This is a genomic window from Devosia marina (genome assembly GCF_009758415.1).
Lineage (GTDB): Bacteria > Pseudomonadota > Alphaproteobacteria > Rhizobiales > Devosiaceae > Devosia > Devosia marina.
This window is the reverse complement of sequence record NZ_WQRF01000001.1, coordinates 898667-924587: the sequence shown is the minus strand read 5'-3', so window position 1 is coordinate 924587 and position 25921 is coordinate 898667. Positions and strand designations below refer to the sequence as shown.

General features: G+C 60.6%; 31 protein-coding genes. 16 read left to right on the top strand and 15 right to left on the bottom strand.

Annotated features, from left to right (window positions below; genetic code table 11):
• The first annotated feature begins 56 nt into the window (after positions 1–56).
• Genes GO014_RS04305 through GO014_RS04290 form a run of 4 tightly spaced genes read left to right on the top strand, consistent with a single transcriptional unit; the run spans position 57 to position 5040 of the window.
• Positions 57–1685, top strand: a complete 1629-nt coding sequence (locus tag GO014_RS04305) for a helix-turn-helix domain-containing protein (protein ID WP_157289246.1) — start codon at positions 57–59, stop codon at positions 1683–1685.
• A 40-nt stretch (positions 1686–1725) separates the two neighbouring features.
• Complete coding sequence (locus GO014_RS04300) at positions 1726–2124, top strand: response regulator transcription factor (RefSeq protein ID WP_246204372.1); 399 nt, start codon at positions 1726–1728, stop codon at positions 2122–2124.
• Complete coding sequence (locus tag GO014_RS04295) at positions 2108–2341, top strand: hypothetical protein (RefSeq protein WP_116588640.1); 234 nt, start codon at positions 2108–2110, stop codon at positions 2339–2341. Before GO014_RS04300 ends, GO014_RS04295 begins: the two co-directional genes overlap by 17 nt.
• Positions 2341–5040, top strand: a complete 2700-nt coding sequence (locus GO014_RS04290; RefSeq protein WP_157289245.1) for a sensor histidine kinase — start codon at positions 2341–2343, stop codon at positions 5038–5040. Before GO014_RS04295 ends, GO014_RS04290 begins: the two co-directional genes overlap by 1 nt.
• Positions 5041–5046: 6 nt before the next feature.
• Here GO014_RS04290 and GO014_RS04285 read toward each other — a convergent pair whose 3' ends face one another.
• A complete protein-coding gene (locus GO014_RS04285; RefSeq protein WP_343030765.1) occupies positions 5047–5859 on the bottom strand; it encodes an ion channel in 813 nt (270 codons plus the stop codon).
• 94 nt (positions 5860–5953) lie between these two features.
• A complete protein-coding gene (locus GO014_RS04280; RefSeq protein ID WP_157289244.1) occupies positions 5954–6706 on the bottom strand; it encodes a FecR family protein in 753 nt (250 codons plus the stop codon).
• Between the two features lie 208 nt (positions 6707–6914).
• Between GO014_RS04280 and GO014_RS04275 the strand changes: the two genes are divergently transcribed.
• The 4 genes from GO014_RS04275 to GO014_RS04260 all read left to right on the top strand — a co-directional run bounded on the left by GO014_RS04275 (position 6915) and on the right by GO014_RS04260 (position 10604).
• Positions 6915–7658, top strand: coding sequence for a glycosyltransferase family 2 protein (locus GO014_RS04275; RefSeq protein WP_157289243.1), 744 nt, complete (start codon positions 6915–6917; stop codon positions 7656–7658).
• Between the two features lie 94 nt (positions 7659–7752).
• Positions 7753–9744 (top strand): flagellar hook-length control protein FliK, encoded by a 1992-nt coding sequence (gene fliK / locus GO014_RS04270; protein ID WP_157289242.1) that lies wholly within the window; start codon positions 7753–7755, stop codon positions 9742–9744.
• Positions 9741–10013, top strand: coding sequence for an EscU/YscU/HrcU family type III secretion system export apparatus switch protein (locus GO014_RS04265; protein WP_157289241.1), 273 nt, complete (start codon positions 9741–9743; stop codon positions 10011–10013). Before fliK ends, GO014_RS04265 begins: the two co-directional genes overlap by 4 nt.
• Before the next feature lie 57 nt (positions 10014–10070).
• The gene (locus GO014_RS04260) at positions 10071–10604 is read left to right on the top strand and encodes a DUF2076 domain-containing protein (RefSeq protein ID WP_246204370.1); all 534 of its coding nucleotides are present in this window, start codon (positions 10071–10073) and stop codon (positions 10602–10604) included.
• Positions 10605–10607: 3 nt separating this feature from the next.
• Here the strand turns inward: GO014_RS04260 and GO014_RS04255 are convergent, their stop codons facing one another.
• Together GO014_RS04255 and GO014_RS04250 are read right to left on the bottom strand one after the other, a co-directional pair.
• Entirely contained in the window at positions 10608–11081 is a 474-nt protein-coding gene (locus GO014_RS04255; RefSeq protein WP_157289240.1) for a cell wall hydrolase, read from the bottom strand.
• 94 nt (positions 11082–11175) lie between these two features.
• Positions 11176–11496, bottom strand: coding sequence for a hypothetical protein (locus GO014_RS04250; protein ID WP_157289239.1), 321 nt, complete (start codon positions 11494–11496; stop codon positions 11176–11178).
• Positions 11497–11600: 104 nt separating this feature from the next.
• On the opposite strand from GO014_RS04250, the gene GO014_RS04245 reads away from it, so the two are divergent.
• On the top strand, positions 11601–11924 hold the full coding sequence (locus tag GO014_RS04245; RefSeq protein WP_157289238.1) for a hypothetical protein: 324 nt from the start codon (positions 11601–11603) through the stop codon (positions 11922–11924).
• Between the two features lie 3 nt (positions 11925–11927).
• Here GO014_RS04245 and GO014_RS04240 read toward each other — a convergent pair whose 3' ends face one another.
• Both GO014_RS04240 and GO014_RS04235 read right to left on the bottom strand, forming a co-directional pair.
• The gene (locus GO014_RS04240; protein ID WP_157289237.1) at positions 11928–12518 is read right to left on the bottom strand and encodes a 5'-methylthioadenosine/S-adenosylhomocysteine nucleosidase; all 591 of its coding nucleotides are present in this window, start codon (positions 12516–12518) and stop codon (positions 11928–11930) included.
• A gap of 123 nt (positions 12519–12641) precedes the next feature.
• Positions 12642–12821: a DUF2934 domain-containing protein gene (locus tag GO014_RS04235; RefSeq protein WP_157289236.1), complete on the bottom strand. Its 180-nt coding sequence runs from the start codon at positions 12819–12821 to the stop codon at positions 12642–12644.
• A gap of 279 nt (positions 12822–13100) precedes the next feature.
• On the opposite strand from GO014_RS04235, the gene GO014_RS04230 reads away from it, so the two are divergent.
• Positions 13101–14450 (top strand): MFS transporter, encoded by a 1350-nt coding sequence (locus GO014_RS04230; protein WP_157289235.1) that lies wholly within the window; start codon positions 13101–13103, stop codon positions 14448–14450.
• Positions 14451–14569: 119 nt separating this feature from the next.
• Here GO014_RS04230 and GO014_RS19605 read toward each other — a convergent pair whose 3' ends face one another.
• The gene (locus tag GO014_RS19605) at positions 14570–14707 is read right to left on the bottom strand and encodes a hypothetical protein (protein WP_425482053.1); all 138 of its coding nucleotides are present in this window, start codon (positions 14705–14707) and stop codon (positions 14570–14572) included.
• Positions 14708–14949: 242 nt separating this feature from the next.
• Positions 14950–15090: a hypothetical protein gene (locus tag GO014_RS19600; RefSeq protein WP_425482052.1), complete on the bottom strand. Its 141-nt coding sequence runs from the start codon at positions 15088–15090 to the stop codon at positions 14950–14952.
• A 490-nt stretch (positions 15091–15580) separates the two neighbouring features.
• On the opposite strand from GO014_RS19600, the gene GO014_RS04220 reads away from it, so the two are divergent.
• Both GO014_RS04220 and GO014_RS04215 read left to right on the top strand, forming a co-directional pair.
• Positions 15581–16204 carry a VWA domain-containing protein gene (locus tag GO014_RS04220; RefSeq protein ID WP_246204369.1) on the top strand — a complete coding sequence of 208 codons (624 nt, stop codon included), beginning with the start codon at positions 15581–15583 and terminating at the stop codon, positions 16202–16204.
• A complete protein-coding gene (locus GO014_RS04215) occupies positions 16201–16908 on the top strand; it encodes a DnaJ domain-containing protein (protein ID WP_157289233.1) in 708 nt (235 codons plus the stop codon). The genes GO014_RS04220 and GO014_RS04215 overlap by 4 nt, the downstream gene beginning before the upstream one ends.
• Positions 16909–16932: 24 nt before the next feature.
• Here the strand turns inward: GO014_RS04215 and GO014_RS04210 are convergent, their stop codons facing one another.
• Positions 16933–18132: an MFS transporter gene (locus GO014_RS04210; protein WP_157289232.1), complete on the bottom strand. Its 1200-nt coding sequence runs from the start codon at positions 18130–18132 to the stop codon at positions 16933–16935.
• A gap of 225 nt (positions 18133–18357) precedes the next feature.
• On the opposite strand from GO014_RS04210, the gene GO014_RS04205 reads away from it, so the two are divergent.
• Both GO014_RS04205 and GO014_RS04200 read left to right on the top strand, forming a co-directional pair.
• Entirely contained in the window at positions 18358–18744 is a 387-nt protein-coding gene (locus tag GO014_RS04205) for an NADH:ubiquinone oxidoreductase subunit NDUFA12 (RefSeq protein ID WP_343030837.1), read from the top strand.
• Between the two features lie 23 nt (positions 18745–18767).
• Complete coding sequence (locus GO014_RS04200) at positions 18768–19172, top strand: DUF2155 domain-containing protein (RefSeq protein ID WP_157289230.1); 405 nt, start codon at positions 18768–18770, stop codon at positions 19170–19172.
• A gap of 147 nt (positions 19173–19319) precedes the next feature.
• On the opposite strand, the gene GO014_RS04195 is transcribed toward GO014_RS04200, so the two are convergent.
• From GO014_RS04195 to GO014_RS04170, 6 genes are all read right to left on the bottom strand, one after another.
• Positions 19320–20096, bottom strand: coding sequence for an APH(3') family aminoglycoside O-phosphotransferase (locus GO014_RS04195; protein WP_157289229.1), 777 nt, complete (start codon positions 20094–20096; stop codon positions 19320–19322).
• Positions 20083–20724, bottom strand: coding sequence for a leucyl/phenylalanyl-tRNA--protein transferase (gene aat, locus GO014_RS04190; protein ID WP_157289228.1), 642 nt, complete (start codon positions 20722–20724; stop codon positions 20083–20085). Before aat ends, GO014_RS04195 begins: the two co-directional genes overlap by 14 nt.
• Before the next feature lie 38 nt (positions 20725–20762).
• Positions 20763–22109, bottom strand: coding sequence for an acetyl-CoA carboxylase biotin carboxylase subunit (gene accC / locus GO014_RS04185; protein ID WP_157289227.1), 1347 nt, complete (start codon positions 22107–22109; stop codon positions 20763–20765).
• 10 nt (positions 22110–22119) lie between these two features.
• Positions 22120–22623 carry an acetyl-CoA carboxylase biotin carboxyl carrier protein gene (gene accB / locus GO014_RS04180; protein ID WP_157289226.1) on the bottom strand — a complete coding sequence of 168 codons (504 nt, stop codon included), beginning with the start codon at positions 22621–22623 and terminating at the stop codon, positions 22120–22122.
• A gap of 33 nt (positions 22624–22656) precedes the next feature.
• Positions 22657–23094: a type II 3-dehydroquinate dehydratase gene (gene aroQ / locus GO014_RS04175; protein WP_116588710.1), complete on the bottom strand. Its 438-nt coding sequence runs from the start codon at positions 23092–23094 to the stop codon at positions 22657–22659.
• 134 nt (positions 23095–23228) lie between these two features.
• Positions 23229–24089, bottom strand: coding sequence for a DsbA family protein (locus GO014_RS04170; RefSeq protein ID WP_157289225.1), 861 nt, complete (start codon positions 24087–24089; stop codon positions 23229–23231).
• Positions 24090–24239: 150 nt separating this feature from the next.
• On the opposite strand from GO014_RS04170, the gene GO014_RS04165 reads away from it, so the two are divergent.
• Entirely contained in the window at positions 24240–25391 is a 1152-nt protein-coding gene (locus tag GO014_RS04165; RefSeq protein WP_179952916.1) for a pyridoxal phosphate-dependent aminotransferase, read from the top strand.
• Positions 25392–25393: 2 nt separating this feature from the next.
• On the top strand, positions 25394–25900 hold the full coding sequence (locus GO014_RS04160) for a GNAT family N-acetyltransferase (protein WP_157289224.1): 507 nt from the start codon (positions 25394–25396) through the stop codon (positions 25898–25900).
• Positions 25901–25921 lie beyond the last annotated feature (21 nt).

Genomic DNA, 25921 nt, shown 5'->3' with positions numbered 1-25921 from the left:
GTTGATGGGTACATCTGTCAATTTGTTGACAGAGCAGATTTTCTGGGAGGGAAGCCATGCGCGCGCCGATCGGGTTCCGGATCAGCAACAGGCGGAAATCGCTGAAGATTTCGCAGGTGGCGCTGGCGCGTCTGGTGGGAATATCGCCGAGCTATCTCAACCTGATCGAAAACAACAAACGCGACGTTGGCGGTGCGCTGCTGCAGCGCGTGGCACTGCATCTGAATATCGACATCGATGACCTGACCGGACAAGCCGAGCAAAAATTGCTGCAGGACCTGGAAGAGGCCTATGCAGAACCGATGGTTGAGTCGCTGCCGTTTCAGCCTGACGAACGGCGGCAAATGGTGGCGCAATATCCAGCCAGCGCTCAGGCCATGGCGCGATTGCACCGTGCCTACACCGAGGCGGTGGCCAGTGCTGACGCCTTTGCCGACCGTTTGCGTTCTGATCCATTGCTAGGCCAATTGCTGCACCAGGTGCTTTCCGGGGTTACCGCAGTGCGCTCGAGCGCGGAAATTCTTGAAGAGGTGGCCGACCTGGACGAGGGCGAGCGCGGCCGGTTTCTGGCCTCCATCGGGCGGGAAACCCGCAATCTTGGCGCGGTGGCGCGAAATCTGATTGGGCACTTCGAAAATGCCAGCGCCAGCCGGCGCAGCGTCTCTGCCGCGCGCGAGATCGATGATCTGCTCATCGAGCGAACCAATTACTTCCCGGCACTTGAAGTTGCAGCGGAGGGCCTGCGTTCGGACGTTGAGCGACACGGGAAATTTGGGCTGGAAGGCCTTGTCGCCGCACTTGAGACGCAATTCGGCGTGCGGGTCGCCATTGGTGGGGTGCCGCCATCAGGTCCGGCAGATTTTCCCGGGCAGTATCGCTATTTCCCCGAGCTGACGACCATGTGGTTGCAGGGCGCTACAACACTTGCAACGCGGCAGTTCCAGCTCGCCCGGCTCTACGGAGAATTGGCGGCTGGATCGATTATTGATACGGAGCTGGCCGAGGCCGCCCTGGAGTCTCCTGCGGCTCTGCGGTTAGCGCGACGGGCGCTTGGATCCTATCTGGCCGGTGCGATGGTGTTTCCCTATTCCCGCTTCTTGGAGCAGGCAGAGAAGACGGGATATGACATCGACCAGCTTCGCCAAGTCTATTATGCCAGCTACGAGCAGGTTGCTCATCGGCTGGTCTCGCTTCGTCGCCCCGGCGAGGAGGGCGTACCGTTCGGCTTTCTGCGGTCGGATCCAGCTGGCCGGCTGACCAAGCATTTTCCGCTGCCGGGATTGCTGCTGCCCTATTCGGGGCACGCCTGCCCACTCTGGGCAATCTACGGCGCTTTTCGAACGCCAGACATGCCAGTGCGCCAGGTGGTGCGATTCTCGGACGGCTCGCGGTATCTTTTTGTTGCCCGCACGGTGCAGCGCCGGGCCGCGGCATTTCACGAACCGCCCGTGATGGCCTCGGTCATGTTGGCCTGCAATGTTCTGCATGCAGACAAGTTAGTCTATGCGCAAGGTCTGGATCTGGGCAATACTGGCGCCGATGTGGAAGTCGGGCCAACCTGCCGGCTATGCACGCGTTCGAACTGTGCCAGCCGGCAGGAAGAGCCCTTGGCGCCGGCTCCGGGCCGCGAAAATCTGCGCACCGCCTTGGTCCCCAATGGTTTTGCCCTTGGCGGGGGCGGGTGATTGCGATTTAGTAGCGCCATTCGCGGAGGGGAGACCGCGAATGATGGGGGGAACGTTGGCTTTCGATATTTTGATCGCCGAAGATGAGCCTAGCATTCTGGAATCGCTCGACTTCATTCTGCGCCGAGCAGGGTGGAGCGTGGAATCGGTCACCGATGGCGAGGCCGTGCTTGAGCGTGTGCGCCGCGAGTTGCCGCGCATCCTGGTACTCGATGTCATGCTGCCCAAGCGCAGCGGCTTCGACGTGCTCAAACAATTGCGCTCCGAAGAGCCGACCAGGGTCCTGCCGGTCTTGATCCTGACTGCCAAAGGGCAACAACAAGACCGGCGCATCGCAGAGGAATTGGGAGCTGATGGGTTTGTGACCAAGCCCTATTCCAACGCTGAAGTAGTGGGAGCAGTGCGCCAATTGCTGGGTGATAATGACCGCGCGGCGTAAGCTGGAGAGCGGTGTTTTCGTCTTTGCGGTGTTCGGTGCGCTACTGATCATTCCGCCGCTGGTCTATATCTTCAATCACCCAATCCTGTTTTTTGGGATTCCACAGATCGTCGTGTATCTGTTCGGCGTCTGGGCGATGATGGTCATCGGTACCGGCATTCTGACGCATTATTTGCCCCATGCCTCTGACGAGGACAGCCACGAAGGGGACGAGTGATGCTTTCGGCCGACTTCGTCATTGTTACGGCTATCGTCTATGTGGGGCTGCTGTTCATTCTGGCCTATTTTGGCGACCGGCATACGCGCGCCAACAAGTCGTCGTTCCTGCGCTCGCCTGCGGTCTACACACTCTCGATCTCGGTGTATTGCACGAGCTGGACCTTTTACGGCGCCGTCGGCAATGCCGCGCGCGGCGGGCTCGAGTTTCTGACCATCTATCTTGGACCCACCATCGTTTTTGTCGGCTGGTGGTTCATATTGCGCAAGCTGGTCCGGATCGGACGAATGCAGGCCATCACCTCCATCGCCGACCTCTTGTCGTCACGTTACGGCAAGTCGAGTCGGCTGGCCGTGCTGGTGACACTGATCGCCGTGATTGGCATCACCCCCTATATTGCGCTGCAGCTCAAGGCGATTACGGCCTCTATCCAGGCGGTGGCAGAATCAGCCGAGGGTGCACGGGGCAGTCTTGTCGGTGTGGACGACGGTGCCTTGGCGTTCGGTATCGCTGCGGGCATGGCGCTGTTCACCATTCTGTTTGGCACGCGCAATGTCGATGCCAAGGAGCAGCACCATGGCGTGGTTGCCGCCATTGCGTTCGAGGCGGTGGTCAAACTCGCGGCGCTCCTGGCTGTCGGCGTTTTCGTCACCTTCGGGCTGGGTGGGGGCTTTGAGTCGATCTATCGCGGCGCGGAGGCGGCAGGCATCGCCATCTATGAAGACGATCCTTTCGGCCCGCGCTGGGTGGCAATGACGGTGCTGTCGGCCGCCGCCATCATCTGCCTGCCGCGCCAGTTCCAGATCACCGTGGTCGAAAACGCCAATGAGGATCACCTCCGCGTCGCAGGCTGGGCGTTCCCCGCTTATCTGCTGCTGATGAGCGTATTCACGCTGCCCATTGCGCTTTACGGCATGACTGTCATGCCGGAGGGGGCCAATCCGGACATGTTTGTGCTGACCCTGCCGTTGTCCGAGGGGCAATCTGGCATTGCTCTTCTAGCGTTTATCGGTGGTTTCTCATCTGCTACATCAATGATCATCGTGGCCTCGATCGCCTTGTCGATCATGGTGTCAAACCACATCATCATGCCGATCATCCTGCGCTCGTCCAATGTCGGGCAGGGCGACGGACAGGGCGTGCGCCGCCTGCTGCTGCTGAGCCGCCGGGTGTCGATCGGGGTGATCCTGACCCTGGGCTTTCTCTATTTCTCGCTGACCGGCGACGATGCCTTGGCGCCGATTGGGCTCATTTCCTTTGCAGGTGTTGCGCAGTTCCTGCCGGCCATCCTGGCGGGCCTCTACTGGCGCGAAGCGGCGCAGCGCGGGGCGGCGAGCGGCATATTTGTGGGTTTTGTCATCTGGGCGTGGACCATGTTCCTGCCCAGCTTCGAGACTGTTCTGCCCTGGGTTTCCGACGTGATGGAAAGCGGTCCATGGGGTATTGGCTTCCTGAGGCCGCAAAATCTGTTCGGTCTCAATGATCTCGACCCTCTGGTGCATTCGGTGTTCTGGAGCCTGTTGCTCAATAGCGTATTTCTGGTCGTCGGCTCGCTTGTATCAAATCAGTCCGCGCTCGAGCGGATCCAGGCGGCGGCCTTCGTCGATGTTTTCCGCCGCCGCCCCTTTGCCCATCGCGGGTTCATGCCCGGATCGGCGACGGCGAATGACCTCTATTTCGTGGCCGAGCGGGTGCTAGGTGAAAAGCGGGCGGCGACACTGTTCGAAACAGCAGCGCAGGAGCGGGGTGTCGAACCTGCGATGCTGGAGCCCACACCCGAGTTCATCTCCCGGCTGGAGCGCGAGTTGGCCGGATCCATTGGTTCGGCCTCGGCGCATGTGATGCTGGCAAAAGTGGTAGCTGGAGGCGATGTGTCGCTCGAAGAGATGATGCAGATGGCCGATGAAACCCAGCAGGTGATTGAGTACTCTCAGGAGTTGGAAAGGACCTCGGCGGAATTGCGGGTCACGGCACGCAAGCTTGAAGACGCCAATGCGCAATTGCGGGAGCTGGACAGCCAGAAGGACGAATTTCTTAGCCAGGTGAGCCACGAAGTGCGCACGCCGATGACCTCGATCCGTTCGTTCTCCGAAATCCTGATGGAGCCGGGGGAGCTCAATGACGGGCAGCGCCAAAGGTTCATCTCCACGATCCACAATGAGAGCCTGCGCCTGACCAGGCTTCTCGACGAAATACTGGACCTCAGTGCGCTCGAGCGGGGGGAGCGTAGCTGGCAGAATGCGCCTGTGGATGCGGAAGAGGCTCTGGATCGTGCCGTCGCGGTTTGCGACGCGTTGCTGCGGCAGAGGGGTATGCGGGTGGAGTTTGGCGAACGGGCGCATACGACCATGGTCGATGGGGACAGCGACCGGCTCTGTCAGGTGTTCATCAACCTGATTTCCAATGCAGTAAAATACAATGATGCCGACCATCCCATCGTCCGCGTGAGTTCGGCTGTGCGGGCGGGTCAGTTCGTGGTCGAGGTGGCCGATAATGGCCCGGGGATTTCCAAGACTGATAGAAAGCACATTTTCGAGAAATTCTGGCGTGGAGTTGAGGGCGGCGGAGATCAAGGTGGTGCCGGCCTTGGCCTGGCCATCAGCCGACAGATTGTGGCCCGGATGAACGGGACGCTGGAACTGGTGCCCGGACCCTTGCCTGGGGCGTGTTTCCGGGTGCGGCTGCCGGTTATCAAGTAGCGGCGGTCAACCCTGGCCTTCGTCCGGAATGTTGAGCAGGTGGCCGCAGGCCTTGCAGTGAACGGCATCTGGTTCGTGGCGATTTAAGCCGCATTGAGGACAAGGGAAGTTCACCTTGGCGGGGCGGAAGATGAGCTGGGCAAGTCGAACAAACAACGAAATGCCGACGATCATGACGACAACCGAGACCAGCTTTCCGAAGGTGCCAGGCAGGACAATGTCGCCAAAGCCGGTGGTGGTCATGGTGGTGACAGTGAAATAGAGCGCATCGACATAGCCGGCAATGCCGGAATCGCGTCGTGCAAAGGCGGTATAGACAAAGCCAGTGACCACGAAGATGAAGACCAGCAGGTTGATTACTGCCTGCATGGTGTCGCGATATTCGCCCAGGCCGCGTTTTTCGAGCGGCCGCCAGACCATGCTGGAGCGCGACAAGGTCCAGAGTCGCAGGATGCGCAGGAAGCCCAGATTGAACAGCCAGGTGGGTGCGAGCAGGGTGATCAGGATGAAAATGTCAATGATCACCGGCAACTGGCGCAGCCAGCGCATGGGATGGGTCGCGGCGAGGCCCCGCGCGATCAGATCGATAGCGAGGATCGCGGCGATCGAATAATCGATCCAGAGGAAAGTTTCGCTTTCCCGAAGCAGCGGCGTGGCGATGAAGAAGGCAATAATGGCCAGGTCGACGAGCAGGATGATGCTCTGAAAGCGCAATGCTTTGGGCGACTGGCCATGATAGAGCAGCCGCAATTTGGAGCGGAGCCGATCAAAGCGAGATGCTTCGGCTTCTTCTGCAGGGGATCTTTCGGAGGAGGCCACTTTGGCTCACTTCTTGACGGCCGGTCGGGTGGACACCAAAGGATGTTTTGCCCGACAGTTCAAGTGGCTGCGTTCTGCCTGTGCAGGTTGGGCGTCAGCAGTTCTGCGGATCTGTGCATGGCTGGTTTTGCGCCGGTGCAGGGCGGCCGGTTGATCGGTCCACCAGCGAGCCAGAGGCGGGTTGCGGCGGTGGAACCAGACATGCCTGGCCGCCGGAAACCCGAAAGGGGGGCAGGAAGCTCGATTGGATATTGGAAAGAGGGAAATTAGGCACCACGCGATTGCGCTCGTCATCTCGCCAGGAGAAAAGGTTGGCGCTGCTACCGGCTACGGTGCCAATGTCACACCGGTTGGTGAGGTTGACACAATTGGAGCTCCGGCAAATGGTCAAAGCGCCCTCATAGAGCAGGACGAAGCTCCGGCCACCACCAACGGTCAAATCGAACTCGGTGCCTCTTACCGCGATGGAAGCCGTGGGGGTGTTGATGGAATAGGCCGATTTTGGACTACTTCCCGAAATGAATCGGAAGGTGCCGGCCAGGGCGTTGACGGCGAATGTGTCGACGCCCGATCCGGCCAGCAGATAGGTTTCTATCTCCAGTGTACTGCCGGGTCCGACGACCAGCCTTGTCTGGTCATCGAACAAAAGCTGGACATTGCCCCTGGGGCCGGTGACGATGGTCTCGCCCACCGATACATCTGAACCGACAAAAAGGACGCGCTCGTCCGAAGCAGCGCGGGCCAGGGCATCTGGCCTAACGCCAACGGCGGTGCCCTCTGCGGCAGCAAGTGCCGTGCCGGTCAGGCAAAGTGAAGAGACGGCGAAATATGCAGCAAATCTGTTCATGGCGGTATCCATTCAACTTTGCCGCTGAACGGGACATGAACCGCTCAGACCTGAGAACATCTTAGCAGATTAGAGGTACTGGCGGAACGGGCGGGGCCACAACCGGCTGATTGATGCGCGATTTGCGCGATTGGTTGCCGCAAGCGGCGCAGCGCGCTATGTGCAGCACAAACAAGAACCGGCACCAGGCCGGGCAAAGGGGATCCCCATGAAGCTGGCCTTCGTCATTCCCGCCTATAATGAAGAAGCGCTGATCGGCAAATGCCTTGAATCGGTGCTGGCGGAAATCAAGCGCTCCGGCGCAGATGCCGACGTGATCGTCGTGAATAATGCCTCGACCGACCGGACTGGGGAAATCGCGCGCAGCTTTTCAGGCGTGCGGGTCGTCGATGAACCCAAGAAGGGCCTGGTGAATGCGCGCGATGCCGGCTTTGCGGCGAGCGAAGGCTATGAGCTGGTGGCCAATATCGATAGCGACACAATTGTGCCCGAAGGGTGGCTCGATGTCGTGCTGCGCGAATTCGGCGACGACAGCAAGCTTGTCTGCCTTTCCGGCCCCTATGTCTATTATGACATGGCCATGCACAATCGCGTCCTGATCAGCCTGTTCTATGGCCTGACCTATCTGATCTACATTCTCAACCGCTTCATTCTGCGGGTTGGATCGGTTGTGCAGGGCGGTAATTTCGTGTTCAAGCGCGCGGCCTGGGCCGCTGTTGGCGGCTATGATCGCAGTATCGAATTCTTTGGCGAGGATACTGATGTTGCGGTCCGTCTGTCCAAAGTCGGCGGGGTCAAATGGACCTACGCGCTCAAGATGAAAACCTCGGGCAGGCGGCTGGAAAAAGAAGGCGTGTTCCGCACAGCGGGCACCTATACGCTGAATTTTTTCTGGGTGACATTCAAGGGCAAGCCCATGACCAAAGACTATACAGATATCCGGCCGCAATAGGTTGATCACCAAGCCAAGTGTCGATGGCTGGCGCTGAACGCGCAATGCGCTAAACTCTGAGCAGCCACATGACGTGGCCGGAGTCGCCCGGCCGATGAGCATATCGACCCAGCTTCCGCCGATCTCGCTGGCCATGGCCGGTGCCGGTCTGCGCGCCCTGGCCCAGGCGGCGGGCCAAACCGTGGAAGCCCGTGTGCTGTCACAGGCCGGTAATGGCGCGACACAGGTGCAGATCGGACGACAGGTCTTGACCCTCAACCTACCGCAAAGTCAGCCGGTGGGTGCAACGCTGACACTTGCGGTGCAGCAGACCGAAGGGCATCTGCAGCTGACCCTTGAAGGCGTGCGGCCACCGCCTGGCGGCGCGGTGTCGATATCCGGTGCAGCCCAGAATGCGCCAGCTACACAAGTTCAGCTCTCTGCAATTGCACTGTCTGGGGGGCAGATCGATCTGGCTCCAGCGACGAGACCTTCCCTGCCCGGGACGGTGCCAGCGGCAGGGCACAGCGGGAGCACGCAGGCCGCGCCGGCGCCGACACAGGCTTTCCCGCCTGCCATGGCGCCGCTGGCGCCCTATGGGGCAGGTGCAATTCCGCAAACCAGTCCCGCCACCAGTGCGCCCGTGACGCCAGCGGTCGTCAATGCGGCATCTGCGCCAGCCCCAACGGTTGCCCCGCCGCTGGGCGCAACCGCATCGCCGCAGACTGTGACCGTGGCATCAAGCTCCGTGCCGGTGGGTGCCGCAAATGGATCGGCAACGCAGGTAGTGACTGCCAATTCAACGTCTCCAGCAACGGGCAATGTTGGGCAAGAGGCGGCAGCCGCTGGCGTTCGCGTGTCCGGACAACCTGCAGCTACGCCACCCGCCACAATGACAGCGGCGGGCCTTGCAACACCTTCTACAGTGCCACCGGCAGCGCCGTTGGCACCCGGGGCGTCGCATGCGCCGCGCGCTGAGATTCCCTATGCGGTGGCCGCGCCTGTGAGCGCACCGCCGCGGCCGGTGGTGGGCGTGGCAGGATCCGCGAGCACGGGTTTGCCGCCTGTGGGGCAGGCGGTTTCATCGAGCATTGTGGGGCAGCATGCGCCGCCGCCCAATTTGGCCGGTGTGCCTGCCGCTCAGGCGAACCAGGTGCGGCCTGTGCCGGTGCAGCCGCAATCCCCGGTACCGCCAAATCCGCAGGCCGCTCTGGCGCAGATGGTGCAGCAGGCGCTGCCGCGACAGGATAGCGTGGTCGGGCTGACGACGGTGCTCAGCGCTGCAATCGGCAAGTTTGCACTGCCCGAGCCGGTCGCCAAGGCTGCGCAGCAGGTGTTGGCCGCGCGGGTTCCGCTGGATGGCCCGCAAGTCAGCGGAGCCGCTCTCAAGACTGCCGTTCTAAAGTCCGGAATATTTCAGGAGGCCTTGCTGGCGTCAGGGCAGGGAGCCCAGGCGGCGGGCGACGCCAAGTCGGCCTTGTTGGGTTTGCGGCAGAGCCTGGGCGCATGGTTGGGGCAGCAGGCGCCGGTGACTCAGGTCGCGGCTGTGGCGCCGCCGTTGCGCGGTCTGCTGCCGCGCGCCAGGTCAGCAGACGGCGGCACGCCGGCGATCCCCGATGACATGCTGGAAGCAGGGAGGATGCTGCTGGAGCGGACGGAAGCGGCGCTGTCGCGGGTGCGGCTGCACCAGAGCGCCTCCTTGCCCGAGCAGAGCGCAGCGCGGCAGGACGCACAATGGAGCCTCGACCTTCCCGTGGTGGTGGCGGGCCAGCAGCATTTGCTGCAGATGCAGATACACAAGGACCCCGAAGGCGAGGATGAGCGGCCCGAGGATCGCGGTTGGCAAATTCGGTTCGCCATCAACCTTTCAGGCGCTGGTGAAATCGGCGCACAGATTTCACTGCGGGCCGGAAGTGCGGGCGTGCTGCTTTGGGCCGAGCGGCCCGAAACGAGTGCTGCGTTGTCGACGGATGTCGAAGCTCTAAAGTCGGACCTGGCCGCGCTCGGGTTGAAACTGCGTGCCGTGGTGATCCGGACGGGTGCGCCGCCACCGCCGACAAAGCCTGCGCCTTCTGCATCCGGACAGCATCTGGATGCCACACGATGAGCGCAGATGAACCCAAAGACCGCTCGCTTGCCGTGGCGTTGCATTATGAGGAAGGCGCATCCGAGGCGCCGCGCGTCGTCGCAAAGGGGCGCGGGCTGGTGGCCGAAAAAATCATCGCGTTGGCGCAAGAGAACGGGGTGGTCATCGAGGCCAACCCTGTTCTTGCCGAGGCGCTGAGCGGTGTGGAACTGGACGAAAGCATTCCGATTGAACTTTATGACGCAATGGCCGTGGTGATCGGCTATGTGCTGCGCCAAACCCGGCAGTGACCTTGCGGGGATGAGGCAGGCTTCCCATGTCTGAGACCGAGACGATGGGAGAGCGCCATGCTGCGAGACGAAGACCAACACGCCATTGAGGATTTGTTTGAGCGCCTGCGCCGGGTGGAGCGCAATAGCGGACCGCGTGATCGAGATGCCGAAGCCCTGATCTCTCAACGCTTGTCCGAGCATCCGGCGGCGGCCTATTACATGGCACAGACCATAATCGTGCAGGAAGCGGCCCTGCGTGACCAGCAGGCTCAGATCGAATCGCTGGAGGCCGACATCAAACGCGGTCGGTCAGGGTTCCTTGGCGGCATTTTTGGTGATGACACAGAAGAGCGACGGCCGCCGTCAGCACCTGCGCAGCGGCAAAGAGGGCCTTGGGACCGGCCTGCCTCAGGTGGATTTCTGGCCGGTGCCGCGCAGACTGCGCTGGGCGTGACCGGTGGCGTGCTCCTGGGGTCGGCAATTGCCGGCATGTTCAGCGACCCAGCCCAGGCTGCGGAGGCCCCGGCAGCATCTGAAGAACCGCCGGCTGATGAGGGTTTTGACGGCGGAGACGACTGGGGCGGGTTCGATATTGGCGGCGATTTCTAGGCGCTAGCGCACACGCCGCCTTTCATAGAATTCATTGCCACCTGCTTCGAGGACGTAGAACATATTGTTGTATGGGAAGCGCAGGCCTGCAGTGTGGAAATGCTGGGCTGACTGAACGCCAGGATGCCGTGCGCCCGACAGCACCTGATCGGCGACCTGCGACGCAAGCACTGCGCCGCTATCGGTCATTGGCCTTGTGAGAACCCCCTGGGCGAATTGGTTTTTCTGGCCAACTACGCCGCAAATTGATTTCGGGTAGCGCGGATCATTGAGTCGATTTATCACCACAGTGCCAACGGCCAGCATGCCCTCGGCGCTGGATCGGTTGGATTCGAAATACATGGCGCGCATCATGCATTCCTTCTCGCTCAGCCGCGCCATGCCGAAATTCGTCCCTGCAATGCCGCAGGCTGCGAGGTTGATAGCGGCCAAAGCCACTACCGAGAGGCGCAGAAGGGCTTTGCAGAACTGGCGCATCAGGGCGTTCCGGGGATCACTAGAAAAGGTCGATTGATCCCGAAAATGCGCGCGCAGGCTTAAGGAAACACTGCGTGGGAAGGTTAATCAGTGCTTAGCGCCGACTGAGCAGTCGGATGAGCAGCAGGGCAGTACCCGCCAGAGCGATGGCCGGCAGAGGATCGCGCCTGATCATCCCGGCTCCTTTTCGAGCCTCCTGGCCGGCCATTTGCGCGAACTCACCGGTTTGGGTGGCGACTGCCGAGCCAATTTCGTGCAATTGATCGCCCCAATGGTTCGCAGTCTGTCCAGTCTGTCGGGACAGTAATTGTCTAAGATGCTGGACGTCGCGTCGCATAGCGTGCAATTGGCCTTCCAGGCTATGCGGATCGTGCCGCTGGAGGCCGAGTTGGGTCAGCAAAGTATTGAGGGACATGGTCTGCTCCGTCTTTGCTAGTGAACGGTTGGACTACTAGGGCGGTTCCACGCCCTTGAACTGCCGAGTGTCTGCGCCATCTTGTCGAGATGGGAGGGAACCGCATGAGCAAGAGCACAGATCGCCTGAACCGGCTGTTTGATCGCCTGGAAAGGCGTATCCCCAGCCTGGCCGCAGGCTGGCTGGCGCGGTTGCGACGCCCGGGCGCGCGCTGGGTTCGCATTCCACTCGGTATTGTCCTGGTGCTGGGCGGTATCTTCAGCTTTTTGCCGGTGCTTGGTATCTGGATGCTGCCACTCGGCCTGCTGCTGCTGGCGGTCGATCTGATTTTTTTACAGGGACCGGTGAATACGGCTGTGCTGCGCGGAAGCCGATGGTGGACGAACTGGCAAAGGGCGCGGCGCGACAAGAAGCGCGATAGAAAGTAGCCATCATGGCTTGCTGTAGTGGGCCTCGATGAGGTCCACGGCAGCGGCGAGGCGCTCATCAACAATGTGCAGGTATTGCGTCCAGTCCGCCATGCCGGTGACCTCGGCCTTGCCGTCGGAAATCCCTCGTAGGGCCAATAGGGGGATGCCAAATGCCTGGCAGGACCGCAGGATGGCGAAGGTTTCCATGTCGACCATGTCTTCAGGAACCGAATCATAGGCCGGGCCAGAGACGATATTGGCCCCAGTGGACAGCGTGGCGGGCACCAGGCCGGGCACGAGTGGCTCCAGCGGCAGTGTCGCCGGCACATCAAGGAATGGTGTCACACCTTTGGGGAATCCGAGGGCTGAGGCGTCCATATCGCGGTAAGATACCGAGATGGCCTGATAGACGGCGCATTGCTCAAGGCTGCGTGAGCCGGCGGATCCGAGCGAAACCACTATGTCTGGCGGACTATCGGCCATGGACGCCAGGATGCGGGTGGCGTTGACGGCAGCCTCTACCGGCCCCACACCGATCATCTTTGGTTTGATGCGGGCGCGCAGGTGTGGGCCGTATTCCGGCTCAGCGGCCATGAGGTAAAGGATCGTCATGGCTCAATTTCTATCACGGTACTAGGTTTCGCCAAGCCGATTTGCCTTGTGGTCGGCACTTGGTCATCGCCTGGGCGCGGTTTGCCGCGAGAAGCGTAGACCCGCGGCCAACCGAACGAACAATTAGGCGGCCTTGCTGGCTTTCGCCGTTCTTGTTGTACGTTTACGCGGCGGCTTGACTGTCTTGGCTGCCTCGAAAGCGATTTCTGAAACGGCCTTGAACCAATAGGCCTGATCCTGACCTTCGGGACGGCCATCGGCCTCCCACATCGCATAGGCTCGGCGTTGGACTTGCTCGTGCACTTCAGCACTCCTTGATGGATTGGGCGAGAGAAGCGTGCGCGTGCATGGTTTATGAATGGTAAACGCCGTTACTGCGTGGATGCATAGCGCCTCTGCCGCGAGCGCGTGTTAGAACTTGTCCTCTGTGATGTGTCGAAGATGCCCGCGATGAATCGTCGGTGATGACACGATGCTGAACTTTTTTGCTGACGGCACTGGTCGGCAGGCATTGCTAAGCATCGCGCCAGGTTCCGAGCCTGCCCATTTGATGGGTCGGCCACCAGCATGGATGGGTCGAACATGAAGCCATTTCATCAGATTCTCGGCAATAATCTTGTCGCTAACGTCACCAATTTCACGGTGTGGTTTGCCATTACCTTCTGGGTGTTTCTTGAAACCAAGTCGGTCTTCGCCACCGGGATGATCGCTGGTTTCTATCTGGTATTCACGGCGGGTTTCGGCTTCTGGTTCGGCTCGATAGTGGATCACAACGCCAAGAAGCACGCCATGCTGGCCTCCAGCATAGCCTCGGCGTTCTTCTACCTGCTCGCGCTGGGCATGTTGCTGGCTGAGCCGGAAGCGGCGTTCCGAGACCCCTATGGCTGGTACCTGTGGGGCTTTGTCCTGCTGGTCATGCTGGGCGTTATCGCAGGCAATATCCGCTCAATCGCCTTGCCAACGCTAGTCACCATCCTGATCGCCGAGGACCAGCGCGACAAGGCAAACGGGTTGGTTGGCATGGTGACCGGCATTGGCTTTCTGACAACCTCGGTGATATCGGGGTTCCTGGTGGCCTATGCCGGCATGTTCGGGGTGATAGTGCTGGCCCTTGTCGCGACGGGGCTGGTGTTTCTGCATCTGCGCCTGATTCAGATCGATGAGGGCAGGGGGGCGCCCAATCCCGATGTGCCGGCAGAGCCCAAGCGGGTCGACATTGCCGGGACCATAAAAGTTGTGGCCGCCGTGCCGGGGCTCTTCGCACTGATCTTTTTTGCCTGCTTCAACAATTTCCTGGGTGGCATATTTATGGCGCTGCTTGACGCCTATGGCCTGTCGCTGGTGCCGGTGGAAGTGTGGGGGCTGACCTTCGGCGTGCTGTCGATCGCCTTCATCCTGAGCGGGATCATTATTTCCAAGACAGGCCTGGGCAAAAATCCACTGCGCACGCTGCTCATGGTCAATGCCATCACCTGGGCGGTGTGTAGCGTGTTCACCATCCAGTCCTCGTTCTGGCTGCTGGCCGCCGGATGCTTCATTTGGATGCTGCTTGGACCTTATGCCGAAGCGGCCGAACATACGACGCTGCAAAAAGTGGTGCCGCTGGAGCGACAGGGGCGTGTGTTCGGCTTTGCCCAATCGGTCGAACAATCCGCTTCACCGCTGACGGCCTTCCTCATCGGTCCGCTGACGCAGTTCGTGGTCATTCCCTTCATGACGGAGGGCGCCGGGGCCGAAACGATTGGCGGGTGGTTCGGCACCGGTCCGGAGCGTGGCATGGCGCTGGTGTTTACCATTGCTGGCTTGGTCGGTCTGCTGGTCACCATCATCGCGTTCAATTCGCGCTATTACCGGGACCTCTCTGCCGCTTATGCGAGGGGCAAGGATGATGACGGGGCAGGCGGCGGGGCGACCGTCGCCAGCCCCGCCTGATCGGCAAAGAGCGGTTACGCAGGCAGGGTGTCTTTGGGCGCCGCATTCTCGTTCTTTGGTGGGAAGGCCAGGACAAGCATGGCTGCGGCCAGACCGATGGCGGCTGAAGCCATGTATAGTCAGTGGTAGTCACCAAAAGTATCGAAGAGATAGCCGCCACCAACTGGACCAAAGGCCATGTCGATTGCCGAGGTCATGGTGATGCCACCCATCACCGTGCCCATGACCTTGGCGCCGAAATAGTCGCGCGCCAGCACGGCATAGAGGGCATTACGCCGCCATAGACAAGGCTCTCGACGCGATAGATTCTAGCGGCCGCCAGCGCAGATGCACCGCACGGCATGGCATAGCTGACGGTGTGGAAGATCGGGCCGGAATGGGCGCCGCAACCCAGGAAGCATACAGCGGCCAGAACGATGAACTGCAGCGTGCGCAGGATGGTCCCGATATTGGTCGGTGGCCTGGGCGACGGTACGACGTCGCTCCCCGGCCCTGGCGCCTAGGCCAGAGCCTCTGGCGCCCTGCGGATCAAAAAGGCGGCCGGAATGATGAGGACCGTTGTCGCGAAAGCCGTGATCATAATAGCGTCGCGCCGGCCAAAATTCTCGAGCAACACGGCGGCCAGTGGGGTTATGGTCATTGGCGCAACGCCGGCACTACGGATGCCTTCAGGATAACCGAACGTGCGCCGAGGCGGTCGGTCTTGGTGCCTCAGAAGAAGCCGGTAATGCCCATGACCATGAAGCCTACGGTCATGGCGCCGGATATGCCGGCTCGGTTTCAACCGGTTTCCTCGGCGATGGGTTGGAGATAGACGGGCAGGGCGAACATGGCGCCCATCGCCAGTCAGGTGATCGCTGCGCCCGCAGCCACGATCACCCAGCCATAGCGTCGTTCCGGTGGTAAATCCGTTCCTGCAGGAATTTACCTGGACGACGGATGAAGCGCCCGTGTTTCGACGCAAACAAGTGAAATTTATCCGCAGTTCCGCTGCCCTCCTTGCCGGAGCGTCTGCGGGGCCACATATTCAAGGCATGAGTGAAAAAAATCCGGCTCGCCGCTCCGATGCTGTGAGGCCAAAAAGAGATGTTCGCGACGAGGTGTCTGCCTTTGTGCAGAAGGTTGGACTTATGGCCCGACCCAACGCGGCGGAGGACGGCCGGCTTTTGTTCGGCATGGATGCGACCATGAGCCGGCAGCCTACCTGGGACATGGCGGTTTCCCTGCAGGCAGGCATGTTCGAGGCCATCCCCAAAGACGCGCATCTGCAGGTGCAATTGATCTATTTCCGGGGGCTGGGGGAATGCCGGGCGTCGAAATGGGTGCTCGATGCCAACGCCCTGGCCCGCTTGATGAGCACGATTTCCTGTCAGGGTGGTAATACACAGATCGGGCGGGTGTTTTCGCACGCCAGGGACGAGCACAAGAGGCGACGCATCAATGCAGTGGTCTATGTCGGTGACGCGATAGAAGAGAATGTGGATGCGCTCTGCGCCAAGGCGGGGGAACTGGGCGTGATGGGGCTACCACTGTTTGTGTTTCAGGAGGGGCATGACAGCCGGGTGGAGGCGGCCTTCCGCGAGTTTGCACGCCTCTCCAAGGGTGCCTATGCGCGGTTTGACAGCTCGGCGCCGCAGCAGCTCGCCGATTTGCTCAAGGCCGTGGCGGCCTATGCCAGTGGCGGACGCGCCCATCTCAAGTTGCAATCAAGCGGTGCGGCGCGGGCCCTGCTTACTCAGATCGAGAAACGATGAGCTGGGTTTTTCTCGGTGCATTGGTTCTGATCGGCATCCTGTGGCTGGTCTATGCACTGCGCAATATGGATCGTCGTCTGGTGATGCGGGGGTTGCGCTGGATCGTTGGCGGTGGCGCCGGGCTGATTGCTGCTGCGGCGCTTCTCTTTCGGCGTATCGATATCGCCATGATCCTGGGCGCGGTCGCTGCGTCAGTGCTGCTGCGTGGCCGGTTGGGGCAGTTCTCATTCGATAGTATCGGCTCGGGGCCTTCAAATGTATCCAAGGTGCGCAGCCGGTATCTGGCCATGGAACTGGACCATGATACGGGTGAACTGACGGGCAGGGTGCTGGACGGGCAGTTTGCCGGCTGGGATCTGATGGATCTGGGCGAAGCGGAGACGCGCGCTCTCATCGATGAGATCGGGCACGATGCGGAGAGCGTCAATCTGCTCGAAAGTTGGCTGGACACCAACCGCGCCGGCTGGCGAGAATATTTTGCTGAGAACGGCGCTTCTGGGGCGGAGGGTGCGCAGTCAATGGGTGCGGCCCGAGACCCGGTGGCCGAAGCCTATGCCGTTCTGGGCCTAGAGCCCGGCGCCAGCGACGAGGAGATCAAGGCGGCGCATCGTGAATTGATGAAGGGTGTGCATCCAGACAGGGGTGGCTCGGAGTTCCTGGCCGCCAAGATCAATGAGGCGCGAGACTTCCTGCTGGGACGGTGAGCCGGATGGTGCGAGCGACGTTCCTCAGTCTGTTGCCCTCAGGCCGCGTCGCTGGCCCTGCGCTACCCAGATTGACAAGGGTACCATGACCAGTCCGGCCCAGCCATAGGCCGGCAAGATGCCGATAGTTTCTGCCAGAAAGCCAAATGCCAGCGTGCCGATAATGCCTGATACGTTTTCCGCCATAACGAGGGCGGAGGTCGTTGTGGCGCGGCTCTTGCCTTCCATGACGCGATGAAAGCGAGCCTCGGCCAAAACGCTGAGCGGCGCCATGAGCACATAAGCCAGGCAGAGCAACAAGACGAACCACGGGGAGGTGCCGATTGAGGACAGGATCAGCAGGCCGCCGCCCAGCAGCGGGAGTAACCAGGCCAGCCATGACCGCCCGGCGAGACGGTGGGCGTAGATGCTGGCCGCGGCATAGATGAATTCCACTGCCGCGCCGACAATGCCCCACGCCCAGACCGGAAGATTGACCGCGAGATAGTAGATCTGGTCGAACTCTTCGATGAGTTCGAAGACCACGAGACCAACAGCGATATAGGTGGTTACGAAGCGCAGATCGGCGTGTTGGCGAAACTCCATCACGGCATCGGCAAAGTGCGATAAATAGGTGGCCGGTGTTTCGTCCGTCTTGGACGCCGGGGCGCCACGCCGCGTGTCGTGCAGCCAGACCGCGATGATTGAAGCGAGCAGAAGCGGCGGTATGGAGAGCCACAGGCCCCAGTCGAAGCTGTGATAGGCGACGAAACCGCCCAGGAGCGCGCCAATGCCGATGCCGAGTTCTTCGGCAGCATTGTCGCGACCTAAAACCTTTTCGAAGACTTCTACGCGGCCTTCGTGTTCCATTCGTTCGTACAGCAGCGCCTCTCGAGAGCCCGATTGTAGGGCCTGGGCGAGGCTCCAAAACAGGAAGCCGAGCGCATAGAGCCAAAAGTTGCCCGCGGCGGCGATCCAGAGCAGGAAGGTCAGCGCCTTGAACAGTGGCGCAGAGACCAGGAGCCACCGCCGGCCAAAGTGGTCCGAGAGTGCGCCTGAGGGCATCTCCAGCACGATCGCGGTGGCGGACCAGAAGGCCAGTAACAGTCCGATTTCGGTTAGCGACAGGCCCTCAAGCTGAAACAGCGCCGTGTAGAAGGCATAGGCGAGGATGAAGTCAAACAGGAAAGCATAAGCGTAGTAGAGCCCGAGGAAGCGACGGAGGTCTGAGGACGAGCTGGACATCGTGGCGATCCTGTTTCGCTCGTCCAAGGATCGCATATCCAGGCACTGGTGGGCACCAGCGATAGCCAGATGGATCAGATTATTGCGGCGATGATGAGTCTGATGCGCGATGAGCAGGCGTGACTGCAATTTGGCGTCTACGGTCTAGGCTCGCCCGGTGAGCCATGCTAAACCGTCCGCAAATCGAAGCCATATATGCGGAATCGAAAATTGGCCCAGACCGGTATTAAGCAGTTCCTGACCGAAATCTTCTCGTGGTGGGGTGGTAACACTTGGGGCACGCGCCTCTGGATCCGCCGTTTCGGCGACTATGTCGGGTCCGATGAATTCGGCAATCGCTATTATCAGGACCGCAAGGCCAATCGGCGCTATGTGACCTATGCTGGCGGTCTTGCCGATGCGTCGGCCATTCCGCCCGGCTGGCACGGCTGGATGCATCATCGGTCCGATGTGGCACCTGCCAACGCAAAATATGAGCCGCACCCCTGGGAGAAGGCGCATCAGCCCAATCTGACCGGGACGGCCGCCGCCTATCGTCCCGATGGCAGCCTGCTCAACAAGGGCGAGCGTCCGCGGGTGACCGGCGATTACCAGGCCTGGTCGCCCGAATAAGGGGTCGCGGTTTGCGGCAATCCATGAAAATTCTGCTTCGGCCGCTCCTGATAGCGGCCGTTTTGCCCTTTGTACCCACGGTGCAGGCGCAGCCGGTAGCCAATCCGATTGCGACCTTTGCCGGCCTCGACAAAATTACCGGTCGAATTACGCGCTTCGATGTCTATGTCGATGAAACAGTTCTGTTCGGCGCGCTCGAGCTCACGCCGCGCGCCTGCTATGATCGTTCCAAGAGCGACACCCTGCAGCGCACATCTGCTTTTCTCGAGGTCAATCAGATGAGCCTGGACGGCACCGGGGAGCGGATATTCACGGGCTGGATGTTTGCCGATAGTCCAGCGCTCAACGCGGTGGACCACGCGGTCTATGATGTGTGGCTCATCGAGTGCAAGACTTCAACGAATGTGCCACCGCCCGACGCGCGGTGATTTGTGATGACCGCGCGTGCATTTTGGATGCGTTCTCCCAATGCCGCAACACACAGTATCTCTCGGAGGTTCGTCTAACAGGACCTCCGGCGGAGAACCGCCGGATACCGATGATCGGATGACGATGTTGGCGTTCAAACTGTGGGCCTAGAACATCTCGTCCAGGGTGCAATAGAAGCGAAATCTGGCCTCGTCCCATTCCGCACCATAGGCTGCAAGGAAGGGCGCGATGTGCTCTTGGCCGATATTGTCCCTGATGCTGCGGCAGGCAATAGCAAGGTCTTGCCAGACATCGGCGGTGCCGAGGCGTCCGCAATCGACCATGCCCGAAAAGCGGCCGTCGGCCGCGAGAATGTTTGGAGTGCAGGCATCGCCATGGGTGACGATGGCGTCACCGATTTCCGGGCGATTGGCGTCGAGCCAGTCCAGAATCTGTGCGCCAGTCCGGCCCAGACGCTCGGCGTCGAAATCGGTCTCGTCGACAAGGCCCGCGGCTAGGCGCTGTTCAGCCAGGATCAATCGCGCGTCGATACTGTGGTCGAATGGGCAAGTCGTCGGGTCAAGCGCATGCAAACGTTTGAGGGCCTGGGCGTAGGCCCGGACGACGATTGCCGGTTCATTGGCGTAATGGGTGAGGTCCGCTCCGGGAACGGCACTCATCAGGAGCCAGAGGCGATTGCTGCCCTGTTCGGCATCGACGACGCGTGGGGCCTTGAAACCCATGCGCGTCAGCCAGTTCAGGCGCTCGATTTCTCCCGGCAATTCGCCAAGTGGATGAACGGTTTCAGCCTTGAGAAACACCGCATTGCCGTCACCAAGGGCAATGCGCCAGACGTGGCAGGTCGATTTGCCAATGGTAATACGGGTCCAGGGCAGATCGCGCAGTGGCCCCAGGCTTTCGGGCAGGTCTTCAGGCTTGGTCATTGCTGTCCCAGGCGTTCCAATTGCCTTCGCGCTGCAGAGCCAGGCTGAGGCGATCTTCATATTCGGTTCGGGTAATTTCGATGCCGCCAAGCGATTCGAGATGGTCGGTGAGGAACTGCGTATCGAGCAGTTCGAAACCACCGGCATTGAGGCGGTCGACCAGATGCGCCATGGCCATCTTGGAGGCGTCGGTGCGGCGATGAAACATGGATTCGCCGAAAAATGCTGCGCCTATCGCAAGGCCGTAAAGACCGCCAACCAGGTTATCGCCGTCCCAGACTTCTACCGTATGGGCCACGCCACGCCGAAACAGCTCGCCATAGACGGCGCGGATTGTGCCATTGATCCAGGTGGTCTGGCGGTCCTTGCCGACGGTGGCACAGCCCTCGACGATGCCATCCCAGTCGGTATCGACGCGAATGGTCCAGCCGGAACTGCGCATGGCCTTGCGCAGGCTCTTGCTGGCATGAAATCCATCGAGTGGAATAATGCCGCGCAGGTCAGGGCTTACCCAGAAGAGGTCTGTGTCGTTTGCATCCTCCGCCATGGGAAAGATGCCCGCCTGATACGCGCGGACAATCAGCTCGGGGGTGATCTCGACTGTAAAGGGGTCTGTCTGGCGGGCCATGGTACTAAAGATAAGGGGCGCTCACGCGCCCCTCAAGCTCATGCCTTGTTCTCGGCCAGGAATTTCTCCAGCCAGTGGATGTCGTAATTGCCGGCCAGGATGTCAGGCTCCTTGATCAGGCGCTGGAACAGGGGCAGGGTGGTCTTGACGCCATCCACCACGAACTCGTCAACAGCGCGGCTGAGGCGTTTGAGGCATTCCTCGCGGGTGCGGCCATAGACGATCAGCTTGCCAATCAGCGAGTCGTAATAGGGCGGGATCTTGTAGCCCTGATAAACTGCCGAATCGACACGTACGCCGACGCCGCCCGCGGGGTGGTAGAAGGTGATGGTGCCGGGCGACGGTGCAAAGGTCTGCGGGTCCTCGGCATTGATACGGACTTCAATGGCGTGGCCATAAAACTGCACCTGATCCTGGGTCATCGATAGCTTTTCGCCCGAGGCAACCTTGATCTGCTCATACACGATGTCGATACCGGTGATGCGCTCGGTGACCGGATGCTCCACCTGCAAGCGCGTGTTCATTTCAATGAAATAGAACTCGCCGTTCTCGTATAGGAACTCAATGGTGCCAGCGCCGGAATATTTCAGCTTGCGCATGGCGGCGGCGCAGATTTCGCCGATCTCGTCGCGTTCCTGGGGGGTGATGGTGGGACCACCGGCTTCTTCCCAGACCTTCTGGTGACGACGCTGGAGGGAGCAGTCGCGTACGCCAAGATGGACTGCATTGCCCTGGCCATCGCCCAGCACCTGCACCTCGATGTGGCGCGGCTTGCCGAGGTATTTTTCCATATAGACCGAGTCATTGCCAAAGGCGGCCTTGGCCTCGGTGCGGGCCGTCGACCAGGCTTCGAGCAGGTCTTTTTCTGTCTTGGCCACCTTCATGCCGCGGCCACCGCCACCAGCCGTTGCCTTGATCAGCACTGGATAGCCGATTTCCTTGGCAGTCTTCTTGGCGTCGGCATCGGTCTCGACGGCGCCGGCAGAGCCTGGGACCACGGGGATGCCCAGTTCCACCGCCGTCTTCTTGGCGGTGATCTTGTCGCCCATGATCTCGATGTGGTGCGCGGAGGGACCAATGAAGGTCACGTTGTGCTCGGTCAGGATTTTGGCGAAACGGGCATTTTCGGAGAGGAAGCCGTAGCCGGGATGCACCGCGTCAGCGCCTGTAATCTCGCAGGCCGCCATGATGGAGGGAATGTTGAGATAGCTGTCCTTGGCCGCATTGGGGCCGATGCACACACTTTCGTCGGCCAGGCGCACATGCATGGCATTGGCGTCAGCCGTTGAGTGCACGGCAACGGTCTGGATGCCCATTTCCTTGCACGCTCGCAGGATACGCAGGGCGATTTCGCCGCGATTGGCGATCAGAACCTTATGGAACATGGTCGTCCCCTTACTCGATGACGACGAGCGGCTCGCCATATTCTACCGGCTGGGCATCTTCCACGAGGATTCGCGTGATTGTGCCCGAACGGTGTGCGGGAATCTGGTTCATGGTCTTCATCGCTTCGATAATCAGGATGGTCTGACCCTCGGACACCTTGGTGCCGACCTCCACAAAGGTCGGCTTGCCTGGTTCGGGAGAACGATAGGCCGTGCCGACCATCGGCGAGGTCAACGTGCCCGGATTGGACGCCAGATCTTCGGCCGCGGCGGGCGCGGCGGACGGAACGGAACCAGAGGGCGCGCTGGGCGCAGCTGGTGCGGCGGCAGCAGCTGCAGGCGGCGCCATGTACTGCATGGGAGCGTGCGCATAAGTTGGCGCCTCGCTGGGGTAGGAGCGGGTGACGCGAACTCTCAGATCTTCCTGCTCGATTTCAATCTCGGCAAGGTCTTCCTTGTTGAGCAGTTCGGCGATGGCGCGGATCAGATCCTGATCCACCGATGACTTGGTCATTCTGTCGGTCTCCCGGCTTCTCGTCTTGAAGCGTTATTTGAGTTTATCGGCCAAGGCCATGAGGGCCAGTCTATATCCAAGCGTACCAAAGCCGCAAATAACGCCGAATGCGACCGAAGACACATAGGAATGGTGCCGGAACGCTTCGCGCTGATGGATATTAGTCAAGTGCACTTCCGCCACCGGTAGGTTCACCGCCCTCAGGGCATCATGTATGGCAACGGAAGTGTGCGAATATGCGGCGGGATTGATCAGGATGCCGTCGGCCGTCTTGCGGGCATCCTGGATCCAGGTGACCAGCTCACCTTCATAGTTGGACTGGCGGAAATCGAGGCTCAGCCCTAATTCCTCGGCGGCCACGTGACAAAGGGCTTCGATGTCCTTGAGCGTTTCGGCGCCATAGGTCCCTGGCTCGCGCGTACCGAGCAGGTTTAGGTTCGGGCCATTGAGGACGAGAACGCGTTTTGTCATGATCCATGCCTTGTGCACCGGCCCTTTTGGCCAGCGCAAGGGCGGTTACACGAAATGCACCGAAAAGACTAGAGCTAGCTGCACTTCGCTGCGGTTTGCGGGTGTTGCGTCGTCGGCACCACAGTGATTTGGCTTTAGTTACACTGGGTCTTTCCGCATTCGCGCATGTCAGCAATGCGGGTCCGCAATTCGTCGGCCCCGATTGCGCCGGGAATGATTTCGTTCCCGATGATGTAGGTTGGAGTTCCGGTGATGCCCAACGCCTGGGCTATCTCATAGGACGACTGTATGGTCTGGGCGACACGGGGATCGCCCATTTGCAGTTCCAGCTCAACGGGCGAAAGGCCGAGATCCTGCGCCGCGGCGAGGGCCACGGATTTGTCGACCTTGCCGCGGCTGGTGAACAGGGCGGAGTGAAAATCCCAATAGCTCGCGTCACTCTCCCCGACCAGGACGCCGATTCGTGCGGCATCGATGGATTCATTGGAAAGAATGGGAAACTCCTTGAGCACGACCCTGAGATTGGGATCCTCGGCCAGCAAGGCGGCCATGTCAGGCAGGGCAGCGCGGCAGTAGCCACAGTTGTAGTCGAAGAATTCGACCAGGGTGACATCGCCATCGGGATTGCCCAGGACAATCTGGCCTGGCGCGTTGAAGATCTGGTCCCGGAATTCGGCCAGTGCCGTTTCTGAGCGCTCCGCTTCCTCTGCGCGCAGGGTTTGCTCAAGTGCGGTAGAAACGCGCTGCAGCACCTTGGGGTCGTTGAGCAGGAATTGCTCGATCATGGGATTGAGAACCGCAGGATCGATATTGGCGATTTCAGATTCTGCCGGCTCTGCCTCAATCTGAGCCGCCTGTTCTTCGAGCATCTGCGCGACGATGGTGCGGACTGCGACTTCGTCCATCTGCGGTGAGGGCGGGTTCAAATAGCCATAGCCCAGTGCGCCGGCAAGAATTCCGGCGACAGCAGCAAGAAGGATAGTCAAGCGGTTCATCATTGGGCTCCAGGCGAGTCGGTCGGCCTTTGTCTAGCAGACCTTTGGCCATACTGGCATGGGACGGTAGCCCATGGACTTACGAGACTATCAATTGTTGTTGAGAAACCGGGCACTTCGCGCTAGGCCCGAGGCAGAAGTGGGGTTCGCATGACCAATTCTCCGGACGGCCTGATGCCGTTTTTCGCCATGGATATTCTCAAGCGCGCCAAGGCGTTGGAAGTGCAGGGGCGCACCGTGTGCCATCTGGAAGTTGGTGAGCCGGGCGCGCCGCCGGCGCCGCGGGTGCTTGAGGCGGTGGCGTGGGCATTACCGGAGCCGCAGGGATACACCAATGCGAAGGGCCTGAACGCGCTGCGCGAGGGCCTGGAGGGTTATTATGAACGCCAGCACGGCCTGCAAATCGATCCGGAGCTGATCGTTGCGACGATGGGCTCGTCGGCGGGCTTCATCCTGGCATTTCATACTGCATTCCAGCCGGGTGCCCGGATCGCCATTACCCGTCCGGGCTACCCGGCCTATGTGAACACGTTGCTGGGATTGGGCTTCGGCGTTGCCGAAATTCCCGTTTCGGCCGGAAATGGCTGGCGGCTGACCGGGGCGGAAATCGCAGTCGCGCATGCGCGACAGCCATTCGATGGTCTGCTCTTTGCCAGTCCAGCCAATCCGACCGGGGCGTCGGTAAGCCGCGAGCAGCTTGCCGATATCGTTGCTACCTGTGCGCGCCTGGGCGTCACGCTGATTTCCGACGAAATCTATCATGGCCTCGACTATGCAGGACCGTCGGTGAGCGCTCTGGAGCTGACCCGTGATGCCATCATCATCAACAGTTTCTCGAAATACTATTGCATGACCGGATGGCGCATCGGCTGGATGGTGTTGCCGGAAGCGATGATCCGGCGGGCAGAGATTTTGCAGCAGAACCTGTTCATCTCTGCGCCGACCCTGAGCCAGATCGCGGCCAGCGTGGCCTTGGGGGAGCGTGACTATGCGGAAGAGCAAAAAGCGCGCTATGCCCATAACCGGCATTTACTGGGGCAGGGGTTGCGTGAGCTTGGCTTTGATTTGCCCCGAGATGGCGACGGGGCCTTTTACGCCTATGCGGGGATCGGTCAGTTTTCCAATGATGCCATGGATTTCTGTCTGACCATGCTGGACCAGGCCGGTGTCGCGGCGACACCGGGTATTGATTTCGACCGGACCGATGGCAATGGCTTTGTGCGGTTCAGTTATGCAGGCAAGTCCGAGACGGTGGAAAACGCTCTGGAGCGCATGCAGGATTTCCTCAGGGCAGGCGGCTAGACATGAGCGCCATTCCGACCTTGCACACAGCACGATTGGTGCTGCGACCGCCGGTGATGGCGGATTATCCCGCCTATTCCGCCTTCATGGCGTCAGACCGTTCACGCATGATGGGCGGGCCGCATGTCCGCTGGGCTGTATGGGGCATGTTCGCCAGCGATGTTGCCATGTGGGAACTTTATGGCCACGGCGCATTGATGATCGAGGTCAAGGCGAGCGGCGAATGCGTCGGTCAGGTGGGGATCAATCACGGCCCGATGTTCCCGGAAAAGGAACTGGGCTGGATGCTCTATGCGGGATTTGAGGGGCAGGGTTTTGCGACCGAGGCCGGTGGCGCCTTGAGGGACTGGGCGTTCGAAACGCTTGGACTCAGTACGCTGGTGAGCTATTTCGACGCAGCGAACTACAAATCCATGGCGGTTTCAGCGCGTCTGGGTGGCGTGCGGGATGACATGGCCGTGCCTCAGGATGAGGGCGATGTGGTGTACCGGTATCTTGCCGGACGGTGAGGGACTCGGCCTTGGAGCACT

Excerpts from the sequence above, each read along its gene's own strand:
- GO014_RS04305 (WP_157289246.1), top strand. The coding sequence starts at position 57 with ATGCGCGCGCCGATCGGGTTCCGGATCAGCAACAGGCGGAAATCGCTG.
- GO014_RS04300 (WP_246204372.1), top strand. The coding sequence starts at position 1,726 with ATGATGGGGGGAACGTTGGCTTTCGATATTTTGATCGCCGAAGATGAG.
- GO014_RS04295 (WP_116588640.1), top strand. The coding sequence starts at position 2,108 with ATGACCGCGCGGCGTAAGCTGGAGAGCGGTGTTTTCGTCTTTGCGGTG.
- GO014_RS04290 (WP_157289245.1), top strand. The coding sequence starts at position 2,341 with ATGCTTTCGGCCGACTTCGTCATTGTTACGGCTATCGTCTATGTGGGG.
- GO014_RS04280 (WP_157289244.1), bottom strand. The coding sequence starts at position 6,706 with ATGAACAGATTTGCTGCATATTTCGCCGTCTCTTCACTTTGCCTGACC.
- GO014_RS04275 (WP_157289243.1), top strand. The coding sequence starts at position 6,915 with ATGAAGCTGGCCTTCGTCATTCCCGCCTATAATGAAGAAGCGCTGATC.
- fliK (WP_157289242.1), top strand. The coding sequence starts at position 7,753 with ATGAGCATATCGACCCAGCTTCCGCCGATCTCGCTGGCCATGGCCGGT.
- GO014_RS04265 (WP_157289241.1), top strand. The coding sequence starts at position 9,741 with ATGAGCGCAGATGAACCCAAAGACCGCTCGCTTGCCGTGGCGTTGCAT.
- GO014_RS04260 (WP_246204370.1), top strand. The coding sequence starts at position 10,071 with ATGCTGCGAGACGAAGACCAACACGCCATTGAGGATTTGTTTGAGCGC.
- GO014_RS04255 (WP_157289240.1), bottom strand. The coding sequence starts at position 11,081 with ATGCGCCAGTTCTGCAAAGCCCTTCTGCGCCTCTCGGTAGTGGCTTTG.
- GO014_RS04250 (WP_157289239.1), bottom strand. The coding sequence starts at position 11,496 with ATGTCCCTCAATACTTTGCTGACCCAACTCGGCCTCCAGCGGCACGAT.
- GO014_RS04245 (WP_157289238.1), top strand. The coding sequence starts at position 11,601 with ATGAGCAAGAGCACAGATCGCCTGAACCGGCTGTTTGATCGCCTGGAA.
- GO014_RS04240 (WP_157289237.1), bottom strand. The coding sequence starts at position 12,518 with ATGACGATCCTTTACCTCATGGCCGCTGAGCCGGAATACGGCCCACAC.
- GO014_RS04230 (WP_157289235.1), top strand. The coding sequence starts at position 13,101 with ATGAAGCCATTTCATCAGATTCTCGGCAATAATCTTGTCGCTAACGTC.
- GO014_RS19600 (WP_425482052.1), bottom strand. The coding sequence starts at position 15,090 with ATGACCATAACCCCACTGGCCGCCGTGTTGCTCGAGAATTTTGGCCGG.
- GO014_RS04220 (WP_246204369.1), top strand. The coding sequence starts at position 15,581 with ATGGCCCGACCCAACGCGGCGGAGGACGGCCGGCTTTTGTTCGGCATG.
- GO014_RS04215 (WP_157289233.1), top strand. The coding sequence starts at position 16,201 with ATGAGCTGGGTTTTTCTCGGTGCATTGGTTCTGATCGGCATCCTGTGG.
- GO014_RS04210 (WP_157289232.1), bottom strand. The coding sequence starts at position 18,132 with ATGTCCAGCTCGTCCTCAGACCTCCGTCGCTTCCTCGGGCTCTACTAC.
- GO014_RS04200 (WP_157289230.1), top strand. The coding sequence starts at position 18,768 with ATGAAAATTCTGCTTCGGCCGCTCCTGATAGCGGCCGTTTTGCCCTTT.
- GO014_RS04195 (WP_157289229.1), bottom strand. The coding sequence starts at position 20,096 with ATGACCAAGCCTGAAGACCTGCCCGAAAGCCTGGGGCCACTGCGCGAT.
- aat (WP_157289228.1), bottom strand. The coding sequence starts at position 20,724 with ATGGCCCGCCAGACAGACCCCTTTACAGTCGAGATCACCCCCGAGCTG.
- accC (WP_157289227.1), bottom strand. The coding sequence starts at position 22,109 with ATGTTCCATAAGGTTCTGATCGCCAATCGCGGCGAAATCGCCCTGCGT.
- accB (WP_157289226.1), bottom strand. The coding sequence starts at position 22,623 with ATGACCAAGTCATCGGTGGATCAGGATCTGATCCGCGCCATCGCCGAA.
- aroQ (WP_116588710.1), bottom strand. The coding sequence starts at position 23,094 with ATGACAAAACGCGTTCTCGTCCTCAATGGCCCGAACCTAAACCTGCTC.
- GO014_RS04170 (WP_157289225.1), bottom strand. The coding sequence starts at position 24,089 with ATGAACCGCTTGACTATCCTTCTTGCTGCTGTCGCCGGAATTCTTGCC.
- GO014_RS04165 (WP_179952916.1), top strand. The coding sequence starts at position 24,240 with ATGACCAATTCTCCGGACGGCCTGATGCCGTTTTTCGCCATGGATATT.
- GO014_RS04160 (WP_157289224.1), top strand. The coding sequence starts at position 25,394 with ATGAGCGCCATTCCGACCTTGCACACAGCACGATTGGTGCTGCGACCG.